This window comes from Serratia sp. N21D137, from assembly GCF_047530005.1.
Classification (GTDB): Bacteria; Pseudomonadota; Gammaproteobacteria; order Enterobacterales; family Enterobacteriaceae; genus Chania; species Chania fonticola_B.
Window position 1 is genome coordinate 1 of sequence record NZ_JBLJAJ010000028.1, and the last position, 19,592, is coordinate 19,592.

Below are 19,592 nucleotides of genomic sequence, written 5' to 3' on the forward strand. Positions count from 1 at the left end.
TCAGGGCAAAGACAATCTGTTCTTCGGTGAATCGTGACTTTTTCATCGGCACAACCTCCACTCAGGGGGAGTGTTTATCATGCCGGAATTCTGTTTCTGAATGGAGCAGGATTTTGGGGTAGGGTCAAAGTGAAAGAGTTGTCCTTAGAAAAGGATGATTTGATTTTTATCCGCTCAAATGGAAGCCTTGGTATAGTTGGTCAATGTACTTTATTACGGCGAACTTTAGTTGATCATGCTTATGCTGGTTATTTAATTCGTGCAAGAATATTTAATAATGCTGTGTGTGCTGAATATATATCATTAATGATGAAGACAGATTTTATTCGCGATCAAATAGAGAAACCGATCAGAACAACTACGGGGGTTAAGAATATTAATTCTTCTGAATTATCAAATTTAAAATTAGTCCTTCCGCCTATATCAATGCAGAAGATGATTGTAGAAAAGATGGATGCTTTTTTGAGTTTTTGCGAATCACTCAAATCTCGCCTGCAATCCGCCCAGCAAACCTAGGCTCACCTAGCGGATGCGCTTACCGACGCAGCATTAAACTAAGGAACAGACGATGCCGGTTCATCATGATATCTGGCGGGTGGGGGAAAAACTCAGCCGCTAACCATCAGCAAGCTGCCTAGTGAGCAGTTGCTAGAGAAGATGATTTTAAACGATCCTACTACAATGGATTGCCGTACCGACAATAGGCAGTATGGTTCGTCCTTTAGCCTTACGGCATCAACCTTGTTTCACAGCCAGCATGGGTAAAATTCCGTTGGGTAAAATATTTTACTCGTTATTTACCCGCGATGGGGTGCGGCTGTCAACGAACTAATGCGAACTGCGGCGGACGATGATTTTAGATGAGCGCTGGAACCTAAGGGGGTTTGCGAACTAATACGGAAGGTGGCGAACTGTGAAATGGTGTCCCCTGCAGGAATCGAACCTGCAACTAGCCCTTAGGAGGGGCTCGTTATATCCATTTAACTAAGGGGACACGGCGGGCGCAGTATACCCATTTTTACGCTTGGGTTTAAGAGGTTATTGGCCTGATCGTCTGAAATGTAACCGGTTTTCTCTGTTTTTAGCCCATTTCTTGCCGTTAGCCGCCCATCAATGTGAGTTTGCGGCAGAAGCCAGGCGCTTTGGTGAAGGGCGAGCGGCAGGAGCGAGGTATGTCACAGTGCCCCACAGCTGCCGCCGTGGTATCAAGGAGTTGTCTGGTTCTAAGGGGTTAAATTAAAAAGTTTTGCTGCATCTTGCTAAAGTCGGCGTCGGTAAAGCCTAATTCCTGCTTGATGTAACCCGCAACGCTACCAGATTGTTGTTTCATGGTGTTGAACACCTCAACAATAAAGGATTCGCGCGTATCAATCAGCGTATGCAGGTAATCAAGTACATTTTGGTTGCCGGTTATTTTACGGTAGGCGGCCATTTTTACCTCGTTGCGCGCCATCCGGTTGGCCTGGGTTAGCATGTAATCGGCAATAATGTCATCCTCTGAAACCCCCAGCATGGATAAAACCAATAAAGCGCCATAGCCCGTGCGGTCTTTGCCCCCACGGCAGTGCTGAATATGTGGGCTGTTGTCTTTATCTAACAACACCTCAATCATGGTCTTAAACGCTGTTTTAGATTTGTCACTGGTCACGAAGTGTCTGTATTGTTCTAAAACCTGTGCGCCTTGCCCATTGATCAGTTCTGCAGGGATATCACGCATAACGCTTTCGATCAGCATGCGATCTTCGTCACTGGGCTCGGCGGAAAACTGGGCCGCCAGCTCTGCGGTTTGTGCCGCCGCATCCAGGTGATAGGTTCTTTTCTCACCAACTGAGTCGTTGGGGCTTTTGGCAATCTCATTGGCGCTGCGGTAATCAATAATGGTCTGAATCTGCAACGATTCGATGTATGCCACGGCCTGCGGGCTGAGATGGTGTAAATGGTTCGAACGGTACAGCATTCCCCATTTTACTTGTTTGCCGCCAGCACCCACGTAGCCGCCAAAATCCCGGAAGTTATTTAATCCGCCAACGGGAAGGGTTCTTTCTGCGGCAAGATAAGTTTGGCCTCCCTGCTCGATAATAAAATAAACGCGCTGTTCGGCCTTTAACGGATCGTCCAATAAATAGGGGCTAGTGGCATTGTCCGTAATTAAATAGCGTTCCTGACTGTTGGCATCATTATCTTTTGTCCAGTATAGCGACACCGGGCCTGCATCTGAATTAAAGCTTATCTCAAGTTGGGTCTTGTTTTTTCTGCTGACGGATAACTGAATCTTCGAATTCATCACTATTCCCTTTAACTTAAAATGCCAAACATGGAGCAAATGACGCCGAACACCATCATTGCAATGATGAGTGACACCGTATATTTTCCTTTAAACCTTTTGACCAGGAAGAATATGCCCAAGGAAAACAGTAACGTCAGCAGGTTAGGTGCAACCTTGTCAAACATCTCCTGGACTTTTATCGACTGCTCGCCAACGGCGATCACCAAGGGGGTCGATATCTTGACGGTGGTGGCTATCAGCGAGCCTAGCACCATCACGCCCACCACGTTGGCTACGTTTGAGATGCGTTGAATAATATTCGAGTTTTTCGACTGCTCGATTAAATCCACGCCCTTGTTATAGCCATAATGGATAAAGAAATATTTCGAGCCGATATTGACCAGGTTGAAGAGAATAAACATCAGTATCGGGCCGATAAGATTACCCTGCAGGGCAAATGCGGCACCGATACTGCCGCAGATCGGCAGCCAGGTGAATTTCAACAGGCTATCGCCTAAACCAGCCAGCGGGCCCATTAAACCTGCCTTAACAGAAACTACCGCTTCTTTCTCTTCTTCTGTGGTTTTTTCTTCCAGCGCGGCGGTAACGCCCAAAATTAGTGCGCCGGTGTTAATCTGTGAATTGTAGAATTCCAGGTGCCGCTTCATGGCCCGTACGCGCGTTTCTTTATCGGCATCGGCGTACAACTTGTCGAGCACCGGGATCATGCAATGCGCAAAGCCAATAGTTTGCAGCTTCTCATAGTTATATGAGAATGACATAGTCTGAATATTCCAGAAAATACGGTTTAAATCGGCCTTGGTCAGCTTTTTATCCTGAGTGGTGGGGCTCACACCATGATATGAAATTGTCTCGTTCATAAGTCATACTCTTCTTCAGTGTCCGTTGCGGTCGCTTTGCTCTTTTCTGGTGCTGGAGTATTCATGCCGTTGGTATAAGCCATGTCGTAAAGCACGGCAAAGGCCAGGGCGATAAAGGTAATCGGGATAATCGGCAGTTTTAAATAGGTGGTCAGAATAAAGCCCAGCAGGAAGAAGAACCACATCCGGCCCTTTAACAGCATCAGCAATAAGATACACACGCCGATGGCTGGGATCATTTTAGAGGCCACGCCCATGCCGGTTAAAATGCTGGCCGGTATGGCTTCTAACACTTTACTGACCAGGTCCCCGCCAAAGTAGATTGCCAGGAAGCAGGGAACGGCACGGATCAAGAACCACAGCGGCGTCGAGAAATAGTGGACCTTGACTAGGCCTTGATAGTCCCCCGATTGAATCGATTTCTCCGCCCAGACGTTTAAGAAGCTGGCAAAAGAACGCCAGACGATCAGTAGTTGCTGGCAAAGAATAGAGACCGGAACCGCCAGTGCGATACCCGCGGCAATACCGCCTTTGGAGGCGATACCCAAAGCGACACCGATGATCGATCCCGCAATAATATCGGGAGCTGAGTAGGCGCCTACGTTACCGATGCCCATCCACATCAGTTCAAGCGTGGCACTGATCGCCAACCCTTGAACCATGTCCCCCATGATGATGCCCGCTACCGTGCCGGTTAACAGCGGCCGCCGCAGCATTTGTGGCCCTACGTCATCCATTGAGCAGATACCTGCCCAAATGGCCACCAAGATTGCTTCCATTAACATCGTTGTATCCCCCAGCGATTACGTAAAATTTACCTAATCAATCGATCAATGTTTTCAGTTCCACAATGGGATCTTTCGGCACCATTTGTATTTCTACCGCAATATTTTTGGCAATCAGCGATTTAAACGCCTGCTCTTCTTCTGGTGTTACCGCAACGGCCCGTGAAAGGCTCTTTCTGCCTTCCTGCATTCTCATGCCACCCACGTTCAGCTTGTCGATTTTCAGCCCACCTTCTACCAGTGCGTGGACATCGACACTGTTGGTAAACAGCAGCATGGTGCGTCTTTTAATTTCTGCCTTTTTCAGTACATCGATAAACTTCTGTACGCCAAACACCTGAACCTTTAATTCAGGTGGTGCTGACATGGTGATCACCGATTGCTGAACGCTATCACCGGCAACCTTGTCATTAATAATCAGGATCTGTTCAATATCATGGTTTTTAACCCACGTGGTGATCACCTGGCCGTGAATAAGGCGATCATCAATTCTGGCTAAATTAATTGGCATGGTATTTTTCCTTAAAGTTCGGTTGACTGTTCCCGCTCAGCTTGTAAAATCTTCCCAACGTTGAAGCAACTATTTGGAAAAACCTCCTCGATAACGGTTCCAATCTCATTTAATGACAACTCGCGATTGCTGAAAACTTCAAGCAGGGTCGGAATATTAAAACCGCAGAATAACAACACGTCATCATGGGTTAACAACAGCTCGCAAGACAAATTACACGGCGAGCCACCCATCATATCCACCAGGATCACCACTCCGTTGCCCTGGTTAATCGATTTATAGGTATCAAATAGCGTGACGCGCGCATCACTGATATTGGTGTCTTCCTGAATGGAAACCACCGCAACGTTGTCTTGCTTACCGATCAGCATCTCGGCACAGGTCAGCGCACCTTGGGCAAAGGGGCCGTGGCTCACTAATATGACAGGGATCTCAGCTTGCATCGTCTCTCCTGGATAATTCTTTGTGTAACATTGTTACTTTGTGTGTTTTATTTTTTAGTAATACTATTACCTTTAAATTGAAATGGACACCATGAGAAGTGGATTTTCTGCGTTCTGAGAAGCCGATCACCCTTTGGTGGTTAATGCTGCCTGGAAGGCTGGCTTTGGCTTGAGGAGGAGATGGGGAGCAAAGATGAGGAATAGGCAGGGGCGAAAGTGCGGATTGTATGAGCGGGCGCAGCATGCAGCGCCCCGTTTTAATCTGGCGAGGGTATGTGACCTGGTTAAGGCTTGTTGTTTTGGTTGTAAAAACGTTCAGCGCGGGTTTGGGTTTGCTTTAATAAACGCTCGTCGTACTGCTGGATAAACAGGTTAGTCACCAGCATGTTGATCACCGAAAGCTGGGAAATCTTGGAGCGGATAGGGATCAGGCGGGAAACGCTTTCCGTGGAAATGGTATGCAATAACACATCGGCCAAGCCAGAGATGCGGCTTTGGCCCATTTTGGTGATGGCGATAGAAGGGACACCCAACTGCTGTGCCAAGGTCAGCAACTTGACCCCATCCTGATTTTCACCGGAGTGGGAGATAATGATCAGCAGATCGTGTTTATCCAGCGTATTGACGATGCTAAATTGAATGCTGTAGTCCAGGTGGCAGCTCACGTCTTTCTTTATCTTGATCAACTGGTATTCGAGCTCTTTACCTACCAGTCCGCTACTGCCTGCACCGTAGATCACCACTTTATTGCTATTTCTTATGAGCTCATTGGCTTTGGCCAACTGCTCGCTATTCATCATGGCGTGGGTTTCATCAATAGAGGATTTTTCTATCAGGTGAATTTTACCGTTCACCGTTTCTATTGAGTCATCCAGATTAATGTCTTCCTGCAACACGTTATCTTGTTTGCTGGAACCTGAGGCGGTGATCAAATCGATTTTAAGGTCGCTAAATCCCTGATACCCGAGCTTATGACAGAGACGTAGGATGGTGGTAGTGCTGACGTCGTTAGCTTTTGCCAGCGTCTGGATACTCATATTTTTTAGCGACTGTTTATTCGCAATAATATAGTCGGCTACGCCACGTTCTTTAGCCGATAATCCGTTGCTGACTTCTCTAAGTTTTAAGTCGAACATCTAACACCTTTCGCCGGGTAAGAATGTTATTCGTTGTTTATAATACAATTTCGCACCAACCTTATCAAACGGCGAATCGGTGCGGCGGCAAGTCTTTCTAGCTATCCGTATTCTCCTTGGGCTTTTTATCCTGCTGAGCCTTCAACCGTTCTGCCTTGGCCTTGTCACTCATATCGTTACGGATCTGCGCATGGCTGATCAGCGCGAAGATAAAGCTGCCGCCGATGATATTGCCCGCCAACGTCGGGATGGCGAACGGGTAGAAGAACTCCTGCCAAGGGAGTGCGCCGCTAAACACCAGGTACAGGATCTCGACGGAACCGACCACGATATGGGTCAGATCGCAAATCGCCACCAGGTAGGTCATCAGTACGATCACCCAGATTTTGGCAGCCCTGGCCGAAGGGAACATCCACACCATCGTGGCGATGATCCAACCCGCCAGGATGCCGTTGGCAAACATCTCTCCCGGGGTGTTATGCATGATTTCCTGTGACAAGCTGGTGAAGGCCGCACGGGTATTCTCATCAAAAATAGGCATATAGATAAATGCCAGCGCGGCCAGGCCACTGCCGAGCAGATTCCCCAACAGCACTATCCCCCATAGGCGGAACAGAATGACGAAGTTCTTCGGCGTCGGTTTATGCATGATGGGCAACACTGCAGTGACGGTGTTTTCCGTAAACAGCTGCTGGCGAGCCATGATGACGATGATAAAGCCGAAGGTATAGCCGATATTCTCGATAAAAAATCGGCTTGGGTCGTCCGGTAGCCGTGCGTGAAAAATTCCTTTAGCTGCCAGAGAAGCCCCCATCGACAAGCCGGCGGCCAAGGCTGACAGCAATAGCGCCAGCCAGTCACGCTCCAGTTCTTTCTCCCCCTCCATGCGGATTTGTTCATGCACGGCAGCGGCGCGCGAGGGCAGTTTTTCCTCATCGACCTCAATGGTGGATTTGCCCCGATCGTGCTCTTCGCTTTCGACCTTGACGCTGTTTTCATCGCTGTTGGCTGGACGATCTGGTTTTGTGCTCAATGGTCATTCTCCTATTGGCTGATAACTAAAGCGTAGTTGCTGATGGGGCGAAGGAAAGTGCGCCGGAAAAATGATGAAAAAGTAACGAAATTTTAACGTTGATGATTTTTTCTACGCAATTTTGATCTGATGCGCAATATTACCCCTAATGGAGTACATCCAAGCCAGGCTGCGGGCTACGAGCGCACTGTGGCTTATGCTATGATTCGCTATCCCAAAGAAAAATATGAGTCCTCCATGCTGGAAGCCAAAAATCTTAGTTGTGTACGAGATGAACGAACTCTGTTTGACAGGTTGAGTTTTTTGGTGAGCCCGGGCGACATTATTCAGGTGGAAGGCCCTAATGGCGCTGGCAAAACCAGCTTGCTGCGTATTTTGGCCGGGTTGGCGCAGCCAGACGCAGGCGAAGTGCTGTGGCAGGGCGAAAATACGCGCCATCGCCGTGAGCAATATCATTTGGACCTGCTGTTTCTGGGGCACCAGCCAGGGATTAAATCCATGCTGACCCCGTTTGAGAATTTGCAGTTTTACCAGGCGGTTAGCCAGTCATCCGATCGTCAGGCCATCTGGCAGGCGTTGGAGCAGGTAGGCTTGGTCGGTTATGAGGATTTGCCGGTGGCGCAGCTTTCCGCCGGGCAGCAGCGGCGCGTGGCGCTGGCACGGCTCTGGCTCAGCAAATGCCCGCTGTGGATCCTGGATGAACCCTTGACGGCCATAGACAAGCAGGGCGTGTTGGAGCTGACCGCGCTGTTTGAGCAACATGCGCAACAGGGCGGTATGGTGCTGCTAACGACGCATCAAGATTTAACCGGTACACGGCAGGCGGTAAGGAAAATTCGCCTGACACAGACCAGCGCGGAGATCGCCTGATGTTCTTCATCATACTGCGGCGGGAACTGAAAATTGCCTTTCGTAAAGGCTCCGAGATCGTCAACCCGCTGTGGTTCTTCCTGATCGTGATCACGCTGTTTCCGTTGGGCGTTGGGCCAGAACCACAATTGCTGGCGCGTATTGCGCCGGGGATTATTTGGGTAGCGGCGCTGTTAGCCTCGTTGCTTTCGCTGGAGCGATTGTTCCGTGATGACTATCTGGATGGCTCATTGGAGCAGCTACTGTTATTGCCAACGCAACTGCCAATGACGGTGTTAGGCAAAGTGTGTGCTCACTGGGTAGTGACCGGGTTACCGTTGTTGATCCTGTCGCCGTTGGTGGCGCTGCTGCTGTCGCTGGATGTGAATACCTGGATGGCGATGGCGCTGACCCTGCTGCTGGGCACCCCAACGCTGAGCCTGATTGGTGCTATCGGGGTGGCGTTGACGGTGGGGCTACGCAAAGGCGGCGTGCTGCTGAGTTTGCTGGTGCTGCCACTGTATATTCCGGTACTGATTTTCGCTACCGCGGCGATAGATGCCGCCTCGATGGGGATGCCGATCGACGGTTACCTGGCCATCCTGGGCGCGATGCTGGCGGGCAGCATCACGCTGGCACCTTTTGCCACCGCAGCTGCGTTGCGTGTAAGCGTACACTAGCTGGAAATTTAATCGCGGATGAATGCCTATAAGAGCTTTTCCGTGCGCAAGACTTTCGCCGTTCTGCCATCAGGGAGCGGTTACTGAATGATTTCTTACCGTGAGCAATGACGATAATGTGGAAATGGTTACATCAATTTGCCAAGCCGGAACGGCTGTACCATGTCTGTGGCCGCTTTGTCCCCTGGTTGGGGATAGCGGGCGCCATCTGTCTGCTGATCGGCTGGGTGTGGGGCTTCGGTTTCGCACCTAAAGATTATCAACAGGGTGACAGCTTCCGTATCATGTACATTCATGTTCCGGCGGCCATCTGGTCGATGGGCATTTATGGCTCGATGGCGATAGCGGCGTTTATCGGCCTGGTCTGGCAGATGAAAATGTCCGATACCGTGGTCGCGGCCATGGCTCCGGTTGGTGCGGTGTTCACTTTTATTGCTCTGGTCACCGGATCTGCCTGGGGCAAACCGATGTGGGGCACATGGTGGGTGTGGGATGCTCGCCTGACCTCGGAGCTGGTGTTGCTGTTCCTTTATATGGGCATCATTGCGTTGTATAACGCTTTCGACGATCGCCGCCTGGCCGGACGAGCCGCCGGTATTCTGGTGCTGGTAGGGGTGATCAACATTCCGATTATTCACTTTTCGGTCGAATGGTGGAATACCCTCCACCAGGGCTCAACCAATATGCAGCAGAGCATTGCGCCAAGCATGCGTTACCCGCTGCGTTGGGCGATCTTCGGTTACCTGTTGTTCTTTATTACGCTGACCTTGATGCGCCTGCGCAATCTGATCCTTTTCCAGGAACGTCAGCGCCCTTGGGTCGCCGAATTAGTTAGCAAGGAGCGTCAGTCATGAATGCTGCATTCAGTTCCTGGCAGGCGTTTTTCGCCATGGGCGGTTATGCGTTTTACGTTTGGTTGGCCGTGGCCGTAACCCTGCTTTCCCTGTTGGGGCTACTGGTCCACACCCTGTGGCAGCGTAAGCAGTTACTGGCCGAAGTCAGCCGCCAGGCGTCGCGTGAACGGCGGATCCGCCAGTCACAACAGTCAAAGCAATCCGCGGCCACACCGCAGCCTGTTAACTCGCGGGAGAAATCACAGTGAATCCACGTCGTAAAAGCCGCCTCTATCTGGTCATTGTCGTACTGATTGGTGTCGCGCTCACCGCCACGCTGATGCTGTATGCCTTGCGCTCCAATATCGACCTGTTCTACACCCCGAGCGAGATCCTGCAAGGCAAGGGTGAAAAGCATGAAAAACCGGAGGTGGGCCAGCGCCTGCGTATCGGTGGCATGGTGATGCCTGGCTCGGTCAAACGCGATCAGCAAAGCCTGCAGGTGAGCTTCAAGGTATATGACGCCCGCGGGGCCATCGAAGTAACCTACAACGGGATTTTGCCGGATCTGTTCCGTGAGGGGCAGGGCGTTGTGGCACAGGGCGTGCTGGGGGAAGGTAATGTGGTCAACGCGCGTGAAGTGCTGGCCAAACACGATGAAAAATATACGCCACCAGAAGTCGCGGATGCCATGAAAGAGAATCATAAAAGCCCGGCCGCTACCTATAGCAGTTCGCCGGACGGGGGCAACAAGTCATGATGCCGGAACTTGGAAGTTTTCTGCTGTGCCTGGCGTTGGCGATTTCGTTGCTGCTGAGCATTTACCCGCAATGGGGAGCGGCGCGCCAGGATACGCGCATGATGGCGGTAGCCCGCCCGTTAACCTATGGCATGTTTATCGCCATCGCCCTGGCATTTGCCTGCCTGGTGTATGCGTTTATTACCAATGATTTTACCGTCTCCTATGTAGCCGCCAACTCCAACACCAAGCTACCGGTGTATTACCGCATTGCGGCAACATGGGGGGCGCACGAAGGTTCCCTGCTGCTGTGGGTGTTGCTGCTGAGCTGCTGGTCACTGGCGGTTGCCATGTGCAGCCGTGCAATGCCGCAGGATGCCGTGGCGCGTGTGTTGTCGGTGATGGGGATGATCACCGCCGGGTTCTTGCTGTTCATCATTATGACCTCCAACCCGTTTACCCGCACCTTGCCGAGTTTCCCGATCGACGGGGGCGACCTTAACCCGCTGTTGCAGGATATCGGGCTGATCTTCCACCCGCCGTTGCTGTATATGGGCTACGTGGGTTTCTCGGTGGCCTTTGCCTTCGCCATTGCCTCACTGATGGCCGGGCGGCTCGATACGGCCTGGGCTCGTTGGTCGCGTCCGTGGACTACGGCGGCCTGGGTCTTCCTGACCATGGGCATCGTGTTGGGGTCAGCGTGGGCTTACTATGAGCTGGGCTGGGGCGGCTGGTGGTTCTGGGATCCTGTCGAAAACGCCTCCTTTATGCCATGGCTTGCCGGTACGGCCTTGATGCACTCGCTGGCGGTCACCGAAAAACGTGGGGCCTTCAAAGCCTGGACGGTGCTGCTGGCGATCACGGCCTTCTCCCTGTGTCTGTTGGGCACATTCCTGGTGCGTTCCGGCGTGCTGGTCTCCGTCCACTCGTTTGCCTCCGATCCGGCGCGTGGGATGTTTATCCTCGCCTATCTGGTGATCGTGATTGGCGGCTCGCTGTTGCTGTATGCCGTGAAGGGCGGGCAGGTGCGTAGCCGGGTGCAGCATGAAACCTTCTCGCGGGAAACCTTCCTGCTGGGCAACAACGTCCTGCTGATCGCCGCCATGCTGGTGGTGTTGCTGGGGACCTTGTTGCCGTTGGTGCATAAACAGTTGGGGCTGGGCAGTATTTCCATCGGCGAGCCTTTCTTCAACACCATGTTTACCTGGTTGATGGCACCGCTGGCGCTGCTGCTGGGCATCGGGCCGTTGGTGCGCTGGCGTCGTGACGAACCCACCAAGCTCTGGCGTCGCCTGGGCGTGGCGCTGGTGATCATGCTGGTGCTGTCAATCCTGCTGCCTTGGCTGCTGCAAGACAGTATCGTCGGCATGACGGTGGTTGGGCTGATCATGGCCATCTGGGTGATCCTGCTGACTCTGATGGAGCTGCATGAGCGAGCCACCCATCGCCACGGATTCTGGCAGGGGCTCAGGCACCTTTCCCGTAGTCATTGGGGCATGGTGTTAGGCCATCTGGGCGTGGCGGTCACGGTGATCGGGATCGCCTTCAGCCAAAACTACAGCGTTGAGCGTGATGTCCGCATGAAAGCCGGTGATAGCGTGGAAATTCACGACTATCGCTTCATCTTCCGCGACGTTCACGATATCCGCGGTTCAAACTACACCGGCGGTGTCGGGATTATCGATGTCACCCGCAACGGTAAGGCAGAAGCCACCCTGCATGCGGAAAAACGTTATTACAGCGTGGCGCGCAGCATGATGACGGAGGCCGCCATCGACGGTGGCCTGACGCGCGATTTGTACGCCGCGTTGGGTGAAGAGTTGGACGATGGCTCCTGGGCCGTACGGCTTTACTACAAACCTTTTGTCCGCTGGATCTGGTTCGGTGGGGTGTTTATGGCGATCGGCGGCGTGCTATGTATTCTTGATCCGCGCTATCGCATGAGCAAAAAACTCAAACGTGAAGCCAAACAAGGGGGGCAGGCATGAACCGCAAACTGTTATTTATTCCGTTAATCCTGTTCCTGCTGTTGGTGGTGGCTTTGTTGGTACAGCTGACGCGTAACGCCGGCGGGGAAGATCCCACCATGCTGGAGTCTGCGCTGATTGGTAAACCGGTGCCGACCTTCAAGCTGGAATCCCTGGAACATCCAGGTAAAACCTTCGATCAGGCGGTGCTGCGCACGGGCAAACCGATATTGCTGAACGTGTGGGCGACCTGGTGCCCCACCTGCCGGGCAGAGCACGAGTATCTCAATACTCTGGCGGCCAAAGGCATCCGCGTAGTCGGGCTAAACTATAAAGACGATCGCCAGAAGGCGGTGGTGTGGCTCAATCAGTTGGGTAACCCTTATGCGCTGAGCCTGTACGACGGCGACGGCATGCTGGGGCTGGATCTCGGCGTGTATGGCGCACCTGAGACCTTCCTGATCGACGGTGAAGGCATTATCCGCTACCGCCACGCCGGGGACATGAACGAGCGTGTCTGGCAGCAGGAAGTGTTACCGCTGTACCGTAAATATGGGGGCGACGCATGAGGCTGATAACCTTACTGGTGGCGGCATTGCTAAGCTGGAGTGCTGCTGCGGCTATCGATACCTACAAATTCAATTCGGTGGAGCAGGAACAGCAATACCGTGAGTTGACCGAACAGTTGCGCTGCCCTAAATGCCAGAACAACAGCATTGCCGATTCCAATGCCATCATCGCGGCGGATATGCGCACTAAGGTGTATGAGCTGATGATGCAGGGGCAAGACAAGCAGCAGGTCATCGACTATATGGTGGCGCGCTACGGTAATTTTGTGACCTATGAACCCCCGGTGACGCCAGCAACCTTGATCTTGTGGGTCGGGCCGCTGCTGTTTGTGCTGATTGGCGGGGCGGTGGTGATACTGCGCACTCGTCAACGGCGGGCGGGCGTAGTCAACGAGGAATTCTCCGAGCAGGAGCAGCAGCGTCTTGCGGCGTTGTTGAAAGAGACTGACAGGAAGAAACCCTAATGGCTTTTTGGCTGATAATTATAGTGCTGTTGGTCGGTGCGAGCGCGTTGCTGGTCGTGCCTGCGATGCGCCAAGGCAAAGAAAGTACGGCGGCCAGCCGCGATACGCTCAACAAGGCGTTCTACCAGGATCGTCTTGACGAGCTGGCACAAGATGAAGATCAAGGGGTAGTTGCGGAACGCCCGGAGCTGGTCAAAGAGCTGCAACAGAACTTGCTGAACGATATTCCTGGGCAACCGGATGAGCAGCCTGCACGGCCTATCAATCGTTGGGCTTTAGTGCCTGGCGTGATGGTGTTGGTGGTGGTATCGGTTGGCTTTTATCTGAAAACCGGCGGTTTGGCTCAGGTTATGGCCTGGCATCAGGTAGAATCCCAAATGCCGGAACTGCGTGCGCGGGTGGCGAATGAGCGTGCCCAACCGCTGAGTATGGAAGAGATCGCCCGTCTTGGCTTGGGTTTACGCACCTCGTTGCAGGACGATGACAGGAACCTGAACGACTGGATGATGCTTGGCCGTGTCGGGATGGCGTTGAATAATGCCACCACCGCGACCCAGGCTTTTGCTCGAGCTTACAGCCTGGATCCGAGCAATATGGAAGTGCGCCTGGGCTATGCTGAAGTGCTGACGCGCTCGGGCGATCCGGAAGACAACAAGCAGGCCACCGCAATGCTGCGCACCATGGTGGCAGAAGATCACACCAACGTGCGTGTACTGAGCCTGTTGGCGTTCAACTCCTTTGAGCAGGGCGATTACCAACAGGCGATCGGTGCCTGGCAGGTAATGTTGAAACTGTTACCTGCCGATGACCAGCGTGTTGCAGTGATAAAGCGCAGTATTGAACAAGCAAAAGTTCAGGTGGGCGCAGAAACTGTTAAACTCTCCGTCACTGTCACGCTGTCGCCAGAGGCGGCAAAAGCATTACCACAACAAGGAACGCTGATCGTTTCGGTTACCGATGGCACCAACCCGGTGCCGGTAGCGGTCAAGCAATTGCCACTGAGTCGTTTCCCGCTATCATTCACATTGGATGACAGCAACGCCATGATGCCTGAGCGGCTGCTCTCGGCTCAGCAGAAGGTGAAGGTGCACGTCAGGCTGTCACAGGATGGTTTGGCAACGCCACAGGCGGGCGACTGGTTTGGCGATAGTACGCTGCAAGCCTATAGCGGCAAGGAACAGGTCAGCGTTCAGATAGATAAACAGGTTCCCTGATAAAAAAGAATCCAAGGGTTTTCATGGAGATAAATATGAACTTTCGCCTGACTGGGCTGGCTTTCGCAACGGTGTTATTGGTAGGCTGTGCCAGCTCGCCTGGTGACGATCCGCAAGGGCGTTCCGACCCTCTTGAAGGGTTTAACCGGGCGATGTTTAACTTCAACTATAACGTGATGGATCCCTACGTGCTGCGCCCGGTTGCGGTGGCATGGCGTGATTACGTCCCGATGCCTGCGCGTAATGGCTTGAGCAACTTTACTTCCAACCTGGAAGAGCCGGCCAGCATGGTGAACGAATTTCTGCGTGGTAACCCTTATCAGGGCATGAAGCACTTCAACCGTTTCTTCCTCAACACCCTGTTGGGGATGGGCGGGTTGATCGACGTGGCCAGTATGGCTAACCCGAAACTGGCGCGTGAAGAACCACGCCGCTTCGGTGGCACCTTGGGGAACTACGGCGTAGGTTACGGCCCGTATGTCCACTTACCGGTCTACGGAAGCTTCACTATTCGTGAAGACGGTGGCGATTGGGCGGATAGCGTTTATCCGGTGCTGAGTTATCTCACCTTCTGGATGTCGGCGGGGAAATGGGTAGTGGAAGGGGTTGAAACCCGTGCTCAACTGCTGGATTCCGATGGGTTGCTGCGCAACTCTTCCGATCCCTATGCGATGGTGCGTGACGCCTATTTCCAACGCCATGACTTCCTGGCGAATGGCGGGGTGCTCAAGCCGCAGGAAAACCCGAATGCCAAGGCGATCCAGGGCGATCTGGACGAGATCGACTCCGCCAACTAAGGATTGTTCTTTCAAATTATCCTGTGGTGAATACCGTTTGAAAAAGGATCCCGGAAGTGTAGGGATCCTTTTTTATTTATGTAAATGATAATCATTTTTATTGATGATTTTCTGGGATGGCGCGGCAGTAAATGCTAAAATCTGCGCCAGGCGACTGCCGCTGGTGACTTGGAAGGCAGAGCCCGTGGCTTGGGAACCGGCTTGTGTGGCACAAGGAACGTTTATAGCGGATTGCAGCATCATCTTTACCGCGTTTTGTACCCTCTTTCCTGCCGGTTTTCTGCTGCCGCGATATTTTCGCTGTGATGCGCACGGAGAACGCCAATATGGACCTACTTTCTTCAGGCAATGCCCCTTTCTTGATCGCTCTGCTCCTGCTGCTGTTTATCGGTGTGCTGGAAACGCTGGCGGTGTTTCTCGGTGCTTCCCTTTCCAGCCATTTCGATGCGGCTATAGACTCCCATCCGGATATTACCCTGGGTGAGAACGTTTTCGCCCAGGGTCTGAGCTGGCTGCATATCGGGCGCTTGCCGCTGCTGATCATCATCGTGCTGTTTCTCGGCGGTTTTTCACTGAGTGGCCTGATACTGCAATGGCTGGCAGGCGGTGAACTACCGGTGTGGCTGGCGGTGATCGTTGCCTTTATCGTCGCTGTGTTCAGCGTACGCTGGTGTGGCCGCGGCATTGCTCGCTACTTGCCACGTGACGAAAGCAGCGCCGTTTCCACGGACAGCTTTATTGGCCGGATGGCAATCATGACTGGCGCAACGGCCACGGCTGGCTCCCCGGCAGAAGCCAGATTGACTGACGAGCACGGGCGTACCCATTATATTTTGATCGAGCCGGATGAGGCGGACGCCGCCTTTGTGCGTGGAGCCAAGGTGCTGGTTACGGCGCGCATCTCCGGTTCTCGCTTCAGCGGTAGCGCCAACCCTTGGCCGGACCTGCTGTGAACGCGGTTTTAACGGAATTATTTTGATAATACTGATGGAGAGGTAGCCCTAGTGATAATTAGTGATGGTCTTACGTTTTGGGGTTCGATTGCGGGTGGTATCTTTGTCGTCCTGCTGATTATCGGACTGATTTTTTCACGTCTGTATCGCCGCGCTTCGGCGGAACAGTCGTTGGTACGTACCGGTCTGGGCGGTCTCAAGGTGGTGCTGAGCGGTGGTGCCATCTCCCTGCCGGTGTTTCATGAGATTGTTGAAATCAACATGAAGACCCTGAAGCTGGAGGTCAGCCGTGCCATGCACGACAGCCTGATCACCAAGGACAGAATGCGCGTCGACGTGGTGGTGGCATTTTTTGTCCGCGTGCAACCGACCATTGAAGGGATCTCCACTGCCGCACAGACTTTGGGCCAGCGTACGCTGTCACCGGAAGATCTGCGCCAACTGGTGGAAGACAAGTTTGTTGATGCCCTACGCTCCACCGCAGCGCAGATGACCATGCAAGACCTGCAAGATACGCGCGAAAACTTCGTGCAGGGCGTGCAGAGCACTGTATCCGAAGATCTGGCGAAAAACGGCCTGGAGCTGGAAAGCGTATCGCTGACCAACTTTAACCAGACCTCGAAAGAGTATTTCGATCCTAACAACGCCTTCGATGCCGAAGGGCTGACCAAGTTGACGCAGGAAACCGAACGCCGTCGTCGCGAGCGTAACGAAGTTGAGCAGGACGTGGAGGTCGCCGTACGCGAGAAAAACCGCGATGCCATGGCACGCAAGCTGGAGATCGAGCAGCAGGAAGCCTTCATGTCGCTTGAGCAGGAGCAGCAGGTCAAGACCCGCAGCGCCGAGCAAAGCTCCCGGATCGCCACCTTCGAAGCGGAGCGCCGCCGCGAGGCCGAACAGAGCCGCATCTCCGCCGAGCGCCAGATCCAGGAGGCGGAAATCGAGCGTGAGCAGGCGGTACGGACCCGTAAGGTAGAGGCGGACCGTGAAATCCGCGTCAAAGAGATCGAGCAGAATAAAGTCACTGAAATGGCCGCCATCGAGCAGAAAAAAGTGACGGAAATCGCCGAACAGGATAAGGCCATCGCCATTGCTGCCAAGTCCGAGCAGCAGTCCCAGGCTCAGGCGCGCGCCAATGACGCGTTGACCGAAGCGGTGAAAGCGGAGCAAAACGTGGAAACCACGCGCCAGACTGCCGAAGCCGATCGTGCCAAACAGGTTGCTCTGATTGAAGCCCGTCAAGGGGCGGAAACCGAGGCGATGCAACTGACGCTGAAAGCCCGTGCGGAGAAAGAGGCCGCTGAACTGCAGGCCGCTGCCATCATTGAACTGGCCGAAGCCGCACGTAAGAAAGGCTTGGCAGAGGCGGAAACCCAGCGTGCGTTGAACGAAGCGGTCAACATGCTTTCCAGCGATCAGACCAGCCTGAAGTTCAAACTGGCACTGCTGCAGGCACTGCCGGCGATCATCGAGAAGTCCGTTGAGCCGATGAAGGCCATCGAAGGCATCAAGATCATGCAGGTGGATGGGTTGAACCGTTCTGGCGGTATCGCAGGGGCGACGGCGGCTTCGGTCGGCGGCGGCAACCTGGCCGAGCAGGCGATGTCTGCCGCGCTCGCCTACCGCACGCATGCACCGGTCATCGATTCCCTGTTACAGGAAATCGGTATCAGCGGTGGTTCATTGCAGGCGTTGACCGCTGCTTTGCCGCAGGCGCAGCCAGTTGCTCCGGTGGCGGAGCCTGGCGCTGTAGTCGTTCAAGAAGAAATTACGGAACAAAAGCCGGAGTCGTATGCTCCGTCGACTGAGCACAGCATCACGACGGTAAGCCTTTCCTGAGTTACGACTGGATGGGGTTAATAGAATAAAAAACGGCGGGATAATCCCGCCGTTTTTACGTTTCTGTCCAGGAAAACAGATTAGAAACGGTAGTTGAAGCCAGCACCGTACAACCAGGCTGAACCCTTCGATTCGAAGGTATATGGGCCTTCTTTGATGGTGACTTTCTGGCCGTGCATGTAGGACACACCCACGTCGACAGAAGCGTCTTTATTGAACGCGTAAGTGGTACCGGCGCTGATCCAGGTGCGATCCTGATCCGGGATTGAGATAGAGCGGTTTTGTGCCGGAACCGGGCTATCATCGAAGGCGATACCGCCACGGAAGGTCCAGTTATCGTCGTAGAAGTAGGTGGTACCCAGCGCGATACGGTAAGCGTCACGGAAGCCTTCATGCTTCTGGAACAGCGTTTTGCCGTTGCTGTCTGTTGCTTTCAGCTCCTGGAACTGGCTCCAACTGGTATAGGCCATGCTGTAGTGGATCGCCCACTGCTGTGCCACTCGGTTATACCCGGAGACCTCCCACATTTCTGGCAGGTTCAGGGTCAGAGAACCCGGGACGTTGTTACCGTCGGTCCCCATTGGCAGGCCAAACTGCCCCAGCAGGCCGTTATAGGCGGAAGGCAGGCTGCTGCGGTAGTCACCGTCAAAGTCGATTTTCACTTCAGAGCGGTAGGTGAAGCCGTAACGGTTTCTGTCGTCTACTTGATACAAGATGCCAGCGTTCCAGCCGTAGCCCCACTTGTTACCTTCCAGATGAGAGATCTGAGTATCGGCAGGGATCCTGGCTACCTGGCCAGCCAGCGCCGGAGGCAATTTGCCGGAGCCTGCCAGCAGCAGTGGTAAATCGCCGGCGAAGCGATCGATCTTGGCTTTGGCATACACTGCATCGAAGCCCAGACCGAAACTGAATTGTTGGTTCAGACGGTATGCGAGGCTCAGGTTGAGGTTTGCCGTGGTCAGGTCGGTAGTCCCGCCGACGGAGCCAGCGGTGTAGCCTTCGTTGTATTCGGTGGCCAGGCCATAGTTGCTGGTCACAGAACCGCCAACGGCCCATTGGTCATTCAGCGGTTGGATGTAGTGCAGGTTGGGTACCCAGGCGGTCGGGGCAATGTTCTTCGCATCCAGGCTGCGGCCTGAAGGTGAGGTGCCGGTAATGTTAACGTCTGGGTCAATAAAAACGGCGCCCGCAGAGAAAGAAGGGCGGTCAAACATCATCATGGTCGCCGGGTTACGGCTTGCTGAGGCTGCGGTATCCGCCACTGCGCCTTCGCCAGAATAGGCTCGCCCTAAACCAACTGCCGAGAACTCGTTCAGCTGGAATCCTGCGGCATACACGTTCGAAGAAATAATTGCCACTGCAGCTGCGAGAGCTGATTTAGTGAATAGGTTTTTCTGGCTCATGACCAAAACCTCATTTTATGTGTTTATTATTTAAACAATGTTACACAAAGTAACATGGAGCGCGCGATTGTAGGGTCCGTTATCAATCTGACAAATCAGACCAGTGGCTGAATTATAGGTCCGACCTGTTAAGATGTTGCAAGTTTGTTTTTGAAATATTTCCAAATTGATATCAGAAAAGAGATCCACATAACAAAAAACGACCGATACATAACAAAACTCTTATGTTT

At 53.2% G+C, this 19,592-nt stretch carries 22 protein-coding genes, 1 tRNA gene and 1 pseudogene; 14 read left to right on the top strand and 10 right to left on the bottom strand.

Annotated elements, in window-relative coordinates:
- The first annotated feature begins 129 nt into the window (after positions 1-129).
- A complete protein-coding gene (locus ACMV5H_RS19340) occupies positions 130-516 on the top strand; it encodes a restriction endonuclease subunit S (RefSeq protein WP_258557432.1) in 387 nt (128 codons plus the stop codon).
- 52 nt (positions 517-568) lie between these two features.
- Positions 569-684: pseudogene (locus tag ACMV5H_RS19345) on the top strand (nuclease); the annotation flags it as partial.
- A 235-nt stretch (positions 685-919) separates the two neighbouring features.
- Here ACMV5H_RS19345 and ACMV5H_RS19350 read toward each other — a convergent pair.
- The 8 genes from ACMV5H_RS19350 to ACMV5H_RS19385 all read right to left on the bottom strand — a co-directional run bounded on the left by ACMV5H_RS19350 (position 920) and on the right by ACMV5H_RS19385 (position 7,055).
- Positions 920-994, bottom strand: a tRNA-Arg gene (locus tag ACMV5H_RS19350).
- A 237-nt stretch (positions 995-1,231) separates the two neighbouring features.
- Complete coding sequence (locus ACMV5H_RS19355; RefSeq protein ID WP_115158248.1) at positions 1,232-2,284, bottom strand: tyrosine-protein phosphatase; 1,053 nt, start codon at positions 2,282-2,284, stop codon at positions 1,232-1,234.
- Positions 2,285-2,295: 11 nt separating this feature from the next.
- Positions 2,296-3,147, bottom strand: a complete 852-nt coding sequence (locus ACMV5H_RS19360) for a PTS system mannose/fructose/sorbose family transporter subunit IID (protein ID WP_115158247.1) — start codon at positions 3,145-3,147, stop codon at positions 2,296-2,298.
- The gene (locus tag ACMV5H_RS19365) at positions 3,144-3,932 is read right to left on the bottom strand and encodes a PTS mannose/fructose/sorbose/N-acetylgalactosamine transporter subunit IIC (protein WP_071684095.1); all 789 of its coding nucleotides are present in this window, start codon (positions 3,930-3,932) and stop codon (positions 3,144-3,146) included. The genes ACMV5H_RS19360 and ACMV5H_RS19365 overlap by 4 nt, the downstream gene beginning before the upstream one ends.
- 37 nt (positions 3,933-3,969) lie before the next feature.
- Positions 3,970-4,443: a PTS system mannose/fructose/N-acetylgalactosamine-transporter subunit IIB gene (locus tag ACMV5H_RS19370; RefSeq protein ID WP_024485100.1), complete on the bottom strand. Its 474-nt coding sequence runs from the start codon at positions 4,441-4,443 to the stop codon at positions 3,970-3,972.
- A gap of 11 nt (positions 4,444-4,454) precedes the next feature.
- Entirely contained in the window at positions 4,455-4,886 is a 432-nt protein-coding gene (locus ACMV5H_RS19375; protein WP_414822299.1) for a PTS sugar transporter subunit IIA, read from the bottom strand.
- 284 nt (positions 4,887-5,170) lie between these two features.
- Positions 5,171-6,022 (bottom strand): MurR/RpiR family transcriptional regulator, encoded by an 852-nt coding sequence (locus ACMV5H_RS19380; RefSeq protein WP_024485098.1) that lies wholly within the window; start codon positions 6,020-6,022, stop codon positions 5,171-5,173.
- 97 nt (positions 6,023-6,119) lie between these two features.
- Complete coding sequence (locus ACMV5H_RS19385; RefSeq protein WP_414822300.1) at positions 6,120-7,055, bottom strand: formate/nitrite transporter family protein; 936 nt, start codon at positions 7,053-7,055, stop codon at positions 6,120-6,122.
- Positions 7,056-7,292: 237 nt separating this feature from the next.
- Here ACMV5H_RS19385 and ccmA point away from each other — a divergent pair, with 237 nt between their 5' ends.
- The 10 genes from ccmA to mlaA all read left to right on the top strand — a co-directional run bounded on the left by ccmA (position 7,293) and on the right by mlaA (position 15,167).
- Positions 7,293-7,925, top strand: a complete 633-nt coding sequence (gene ccmA / locus ACMV5H_RS19390; RefSeq protein WP_037375630.1) for a cytochrome c biogenesis heme-transporting ATPase CcmA — start codon at positions 7,293-7,295, stop codon at positions 7,923-7,925.
- Complete coding sequence (ccmB, locus tag ACMV5H_RS19395; RefSeq protein ID WP_021806074.1) at positions 7,925-8,584, top strand: heme exporter protein CcmB; 660 nt, start codon at positions 7,925-7,927, stop codon at positions 8,582-8,584. The genes ccmA and ccmB overlap by 1 nt, the downstream gene beginning before the upstream one ends.
- 116 nt (positions 8,585-8,700) lie before the next feature.
- Positions 8,701-9,438 (top strand): heme ABC transporter permease, encoded by a 738-nt coding sequence (locus ACMV5H_RS19400; RefSeq protein WP_021806073.1) that lies wholly within the window; start codon positions 8,701-8,703, stop codon positions 9,436-9,438.
- Positions 9,435-9,686 carry a heme exporter protein CcmD gene (ccmD, locus tag ACMV5H_RS19405; RefSeq protein WP_021806072.1) on the top strand — a complete coding sequence of 84 codons (252 nt, stop codon included), beginning with the start codon at positions 9,435-9,437 and terminating at the stop codon, positions 9,684-9,686. Before ACMV5H_RS19400 ends, ccmD begins: the two co-directional genes overlap by 4 nt.
- On the top strand, positions 9,683-10,177 hold the full coding sequence (ccmE, locus tag ACMV5H_RS19410) for a cytochrome c maturation protein CcmE (RefSeq protein ID WP_179251728.1): 495 nt from the start codon (positions 9,683-9,685) through the stop codon (positions 10,175-10,177). Before ccmD ends, ccmE begins: the two co-directional genes overlap by 4 nt.
- Positions 10,174-12,144, top strand: a complete 1,971-nt coding sequence (locus ACMV5H_RS19415; protein ID WP_414822301.1) for a heme lyase CcmF/NrfE family subunit — start codon at positions 10,174-10,176, stop codon at positions 12,142-12,144. The genes ccmE and ACMV5H_RS19415 overlap by 4 nt, the downstream gene beginning before the upstream one ends.
- Positions 12,141-12,692, top strand: coding sequence for a DsbE family thiol:disulfide interchange protein (locus ACMV5H_RS19420; protein WP_021178627.1), 552 nt, complete (start codon positions 12,141-12,143; stop codon positions 12,690-12,692). Before ACMV5H_RS19415 ends, ACMV5H_RS19420 begins: the two co-directional genes overlap by 4 nt.
- The gene (locus ACMV5H_RS19425) at positions 12,689-13,156 is read left to right on the top strand and encodes a cytochrome c-type biogenesis protein CcmH (protein ID WP_021178626.1); all 468 of its coding nucleotides are present in this window, start codon (positions 12,689-12,691) and stop codon (positions 13,154-13,156) included. Before ACMV5H_RS19420 ends, ACMV5H_RS19425 begins: the two co-directional genes overlap by 4 nt.
- Entirely contained in the window at positions 13,156-14,370 is a 1,215-nt protein-coding gene (gene ccmI, locus ACMV5H_RS19430) for a c-type cytochrome biogenesis protein CcmI (RefSeq protein ID WP_021178625.1), read from the top strand. Before ACMV5H_RS19425 ends, ccmI begins: the two co-directional genes overlap by 1 nt.
- Before the next feature lie 35 nt (positions 14,371-14,405).
- Complete coding sequence (gene mlaA / locus ACMV5H_RS19435) at positions 14,406-15,167, top strand: phospholipid-binding lipoprotein MlaA (protein WP_021178624.1); 762 nt, start codon at positions 14,406-14,408, stop codon at positions 15,165-15,167.
- Between the two features lie 72 nt (positions 15,168-15,239).
- Here mlaA and ACMV5H_RS19440 read toward each other — a convergent pair whose 3' ends face one another.
- Positions 15,240-15,410 carry a hypothetical protein gene (locus tag ACMV5H_RS19440; RefSeq protein ID WP_021806069.1) on the bottom strand — a complete coding sequence of 57 codons (171 nt, stop codon included), beginning with the start codon at positions 15,408-15,410 and terminating at the stop codon, positions 15,240-15,242.
- Between the two features lie 83 nt (positions 15,411-15,493).
- Between ACMV5H_RS19440 and ACMV5H_RS19445 the strand changes: the two genes are divergently transcribed.
- Entirely contained in the window at positions 15,494-16,120 is a 627-nt protein-coding gene (locus tag ACMV5H_RS19445) for an OB-fold-containig protein (RefSeq protein WP_166733048.1), read from the top strand.
- A 51-nt stretch (positions 16,121-16,171) separates the two neighbouring features.
- Positions 16,172-17,959, top strand: a complete 1,788-nt coding sequence (locus tag ACMV5H_RS19450; RefSeq protein ID WP_414822302.1) for a flotillin family protein — start codon at positions 16,172-16,174, stop codon at positions 17,957-17,959.
- 80 nt (positions 17,960-18,039) lie between these two features.
- Here ACMV5H_RS19450 and fadL read toward each other — a convergent pair whose 3' ends face one another.
- Positions 18,040-19,362, bottom strand: a complete 1,323-nt coding sequence (gene fadL / locus ACMV5H_RS19455; protein ID WP_021806066.1) for a long-chain fatty acid transporter FadL — start codon at positions 19,360-19,362, stop codon at positions 18,040-18,042.
- Positions 19,363-19,592: the final 230 nt, after the last annotated feature.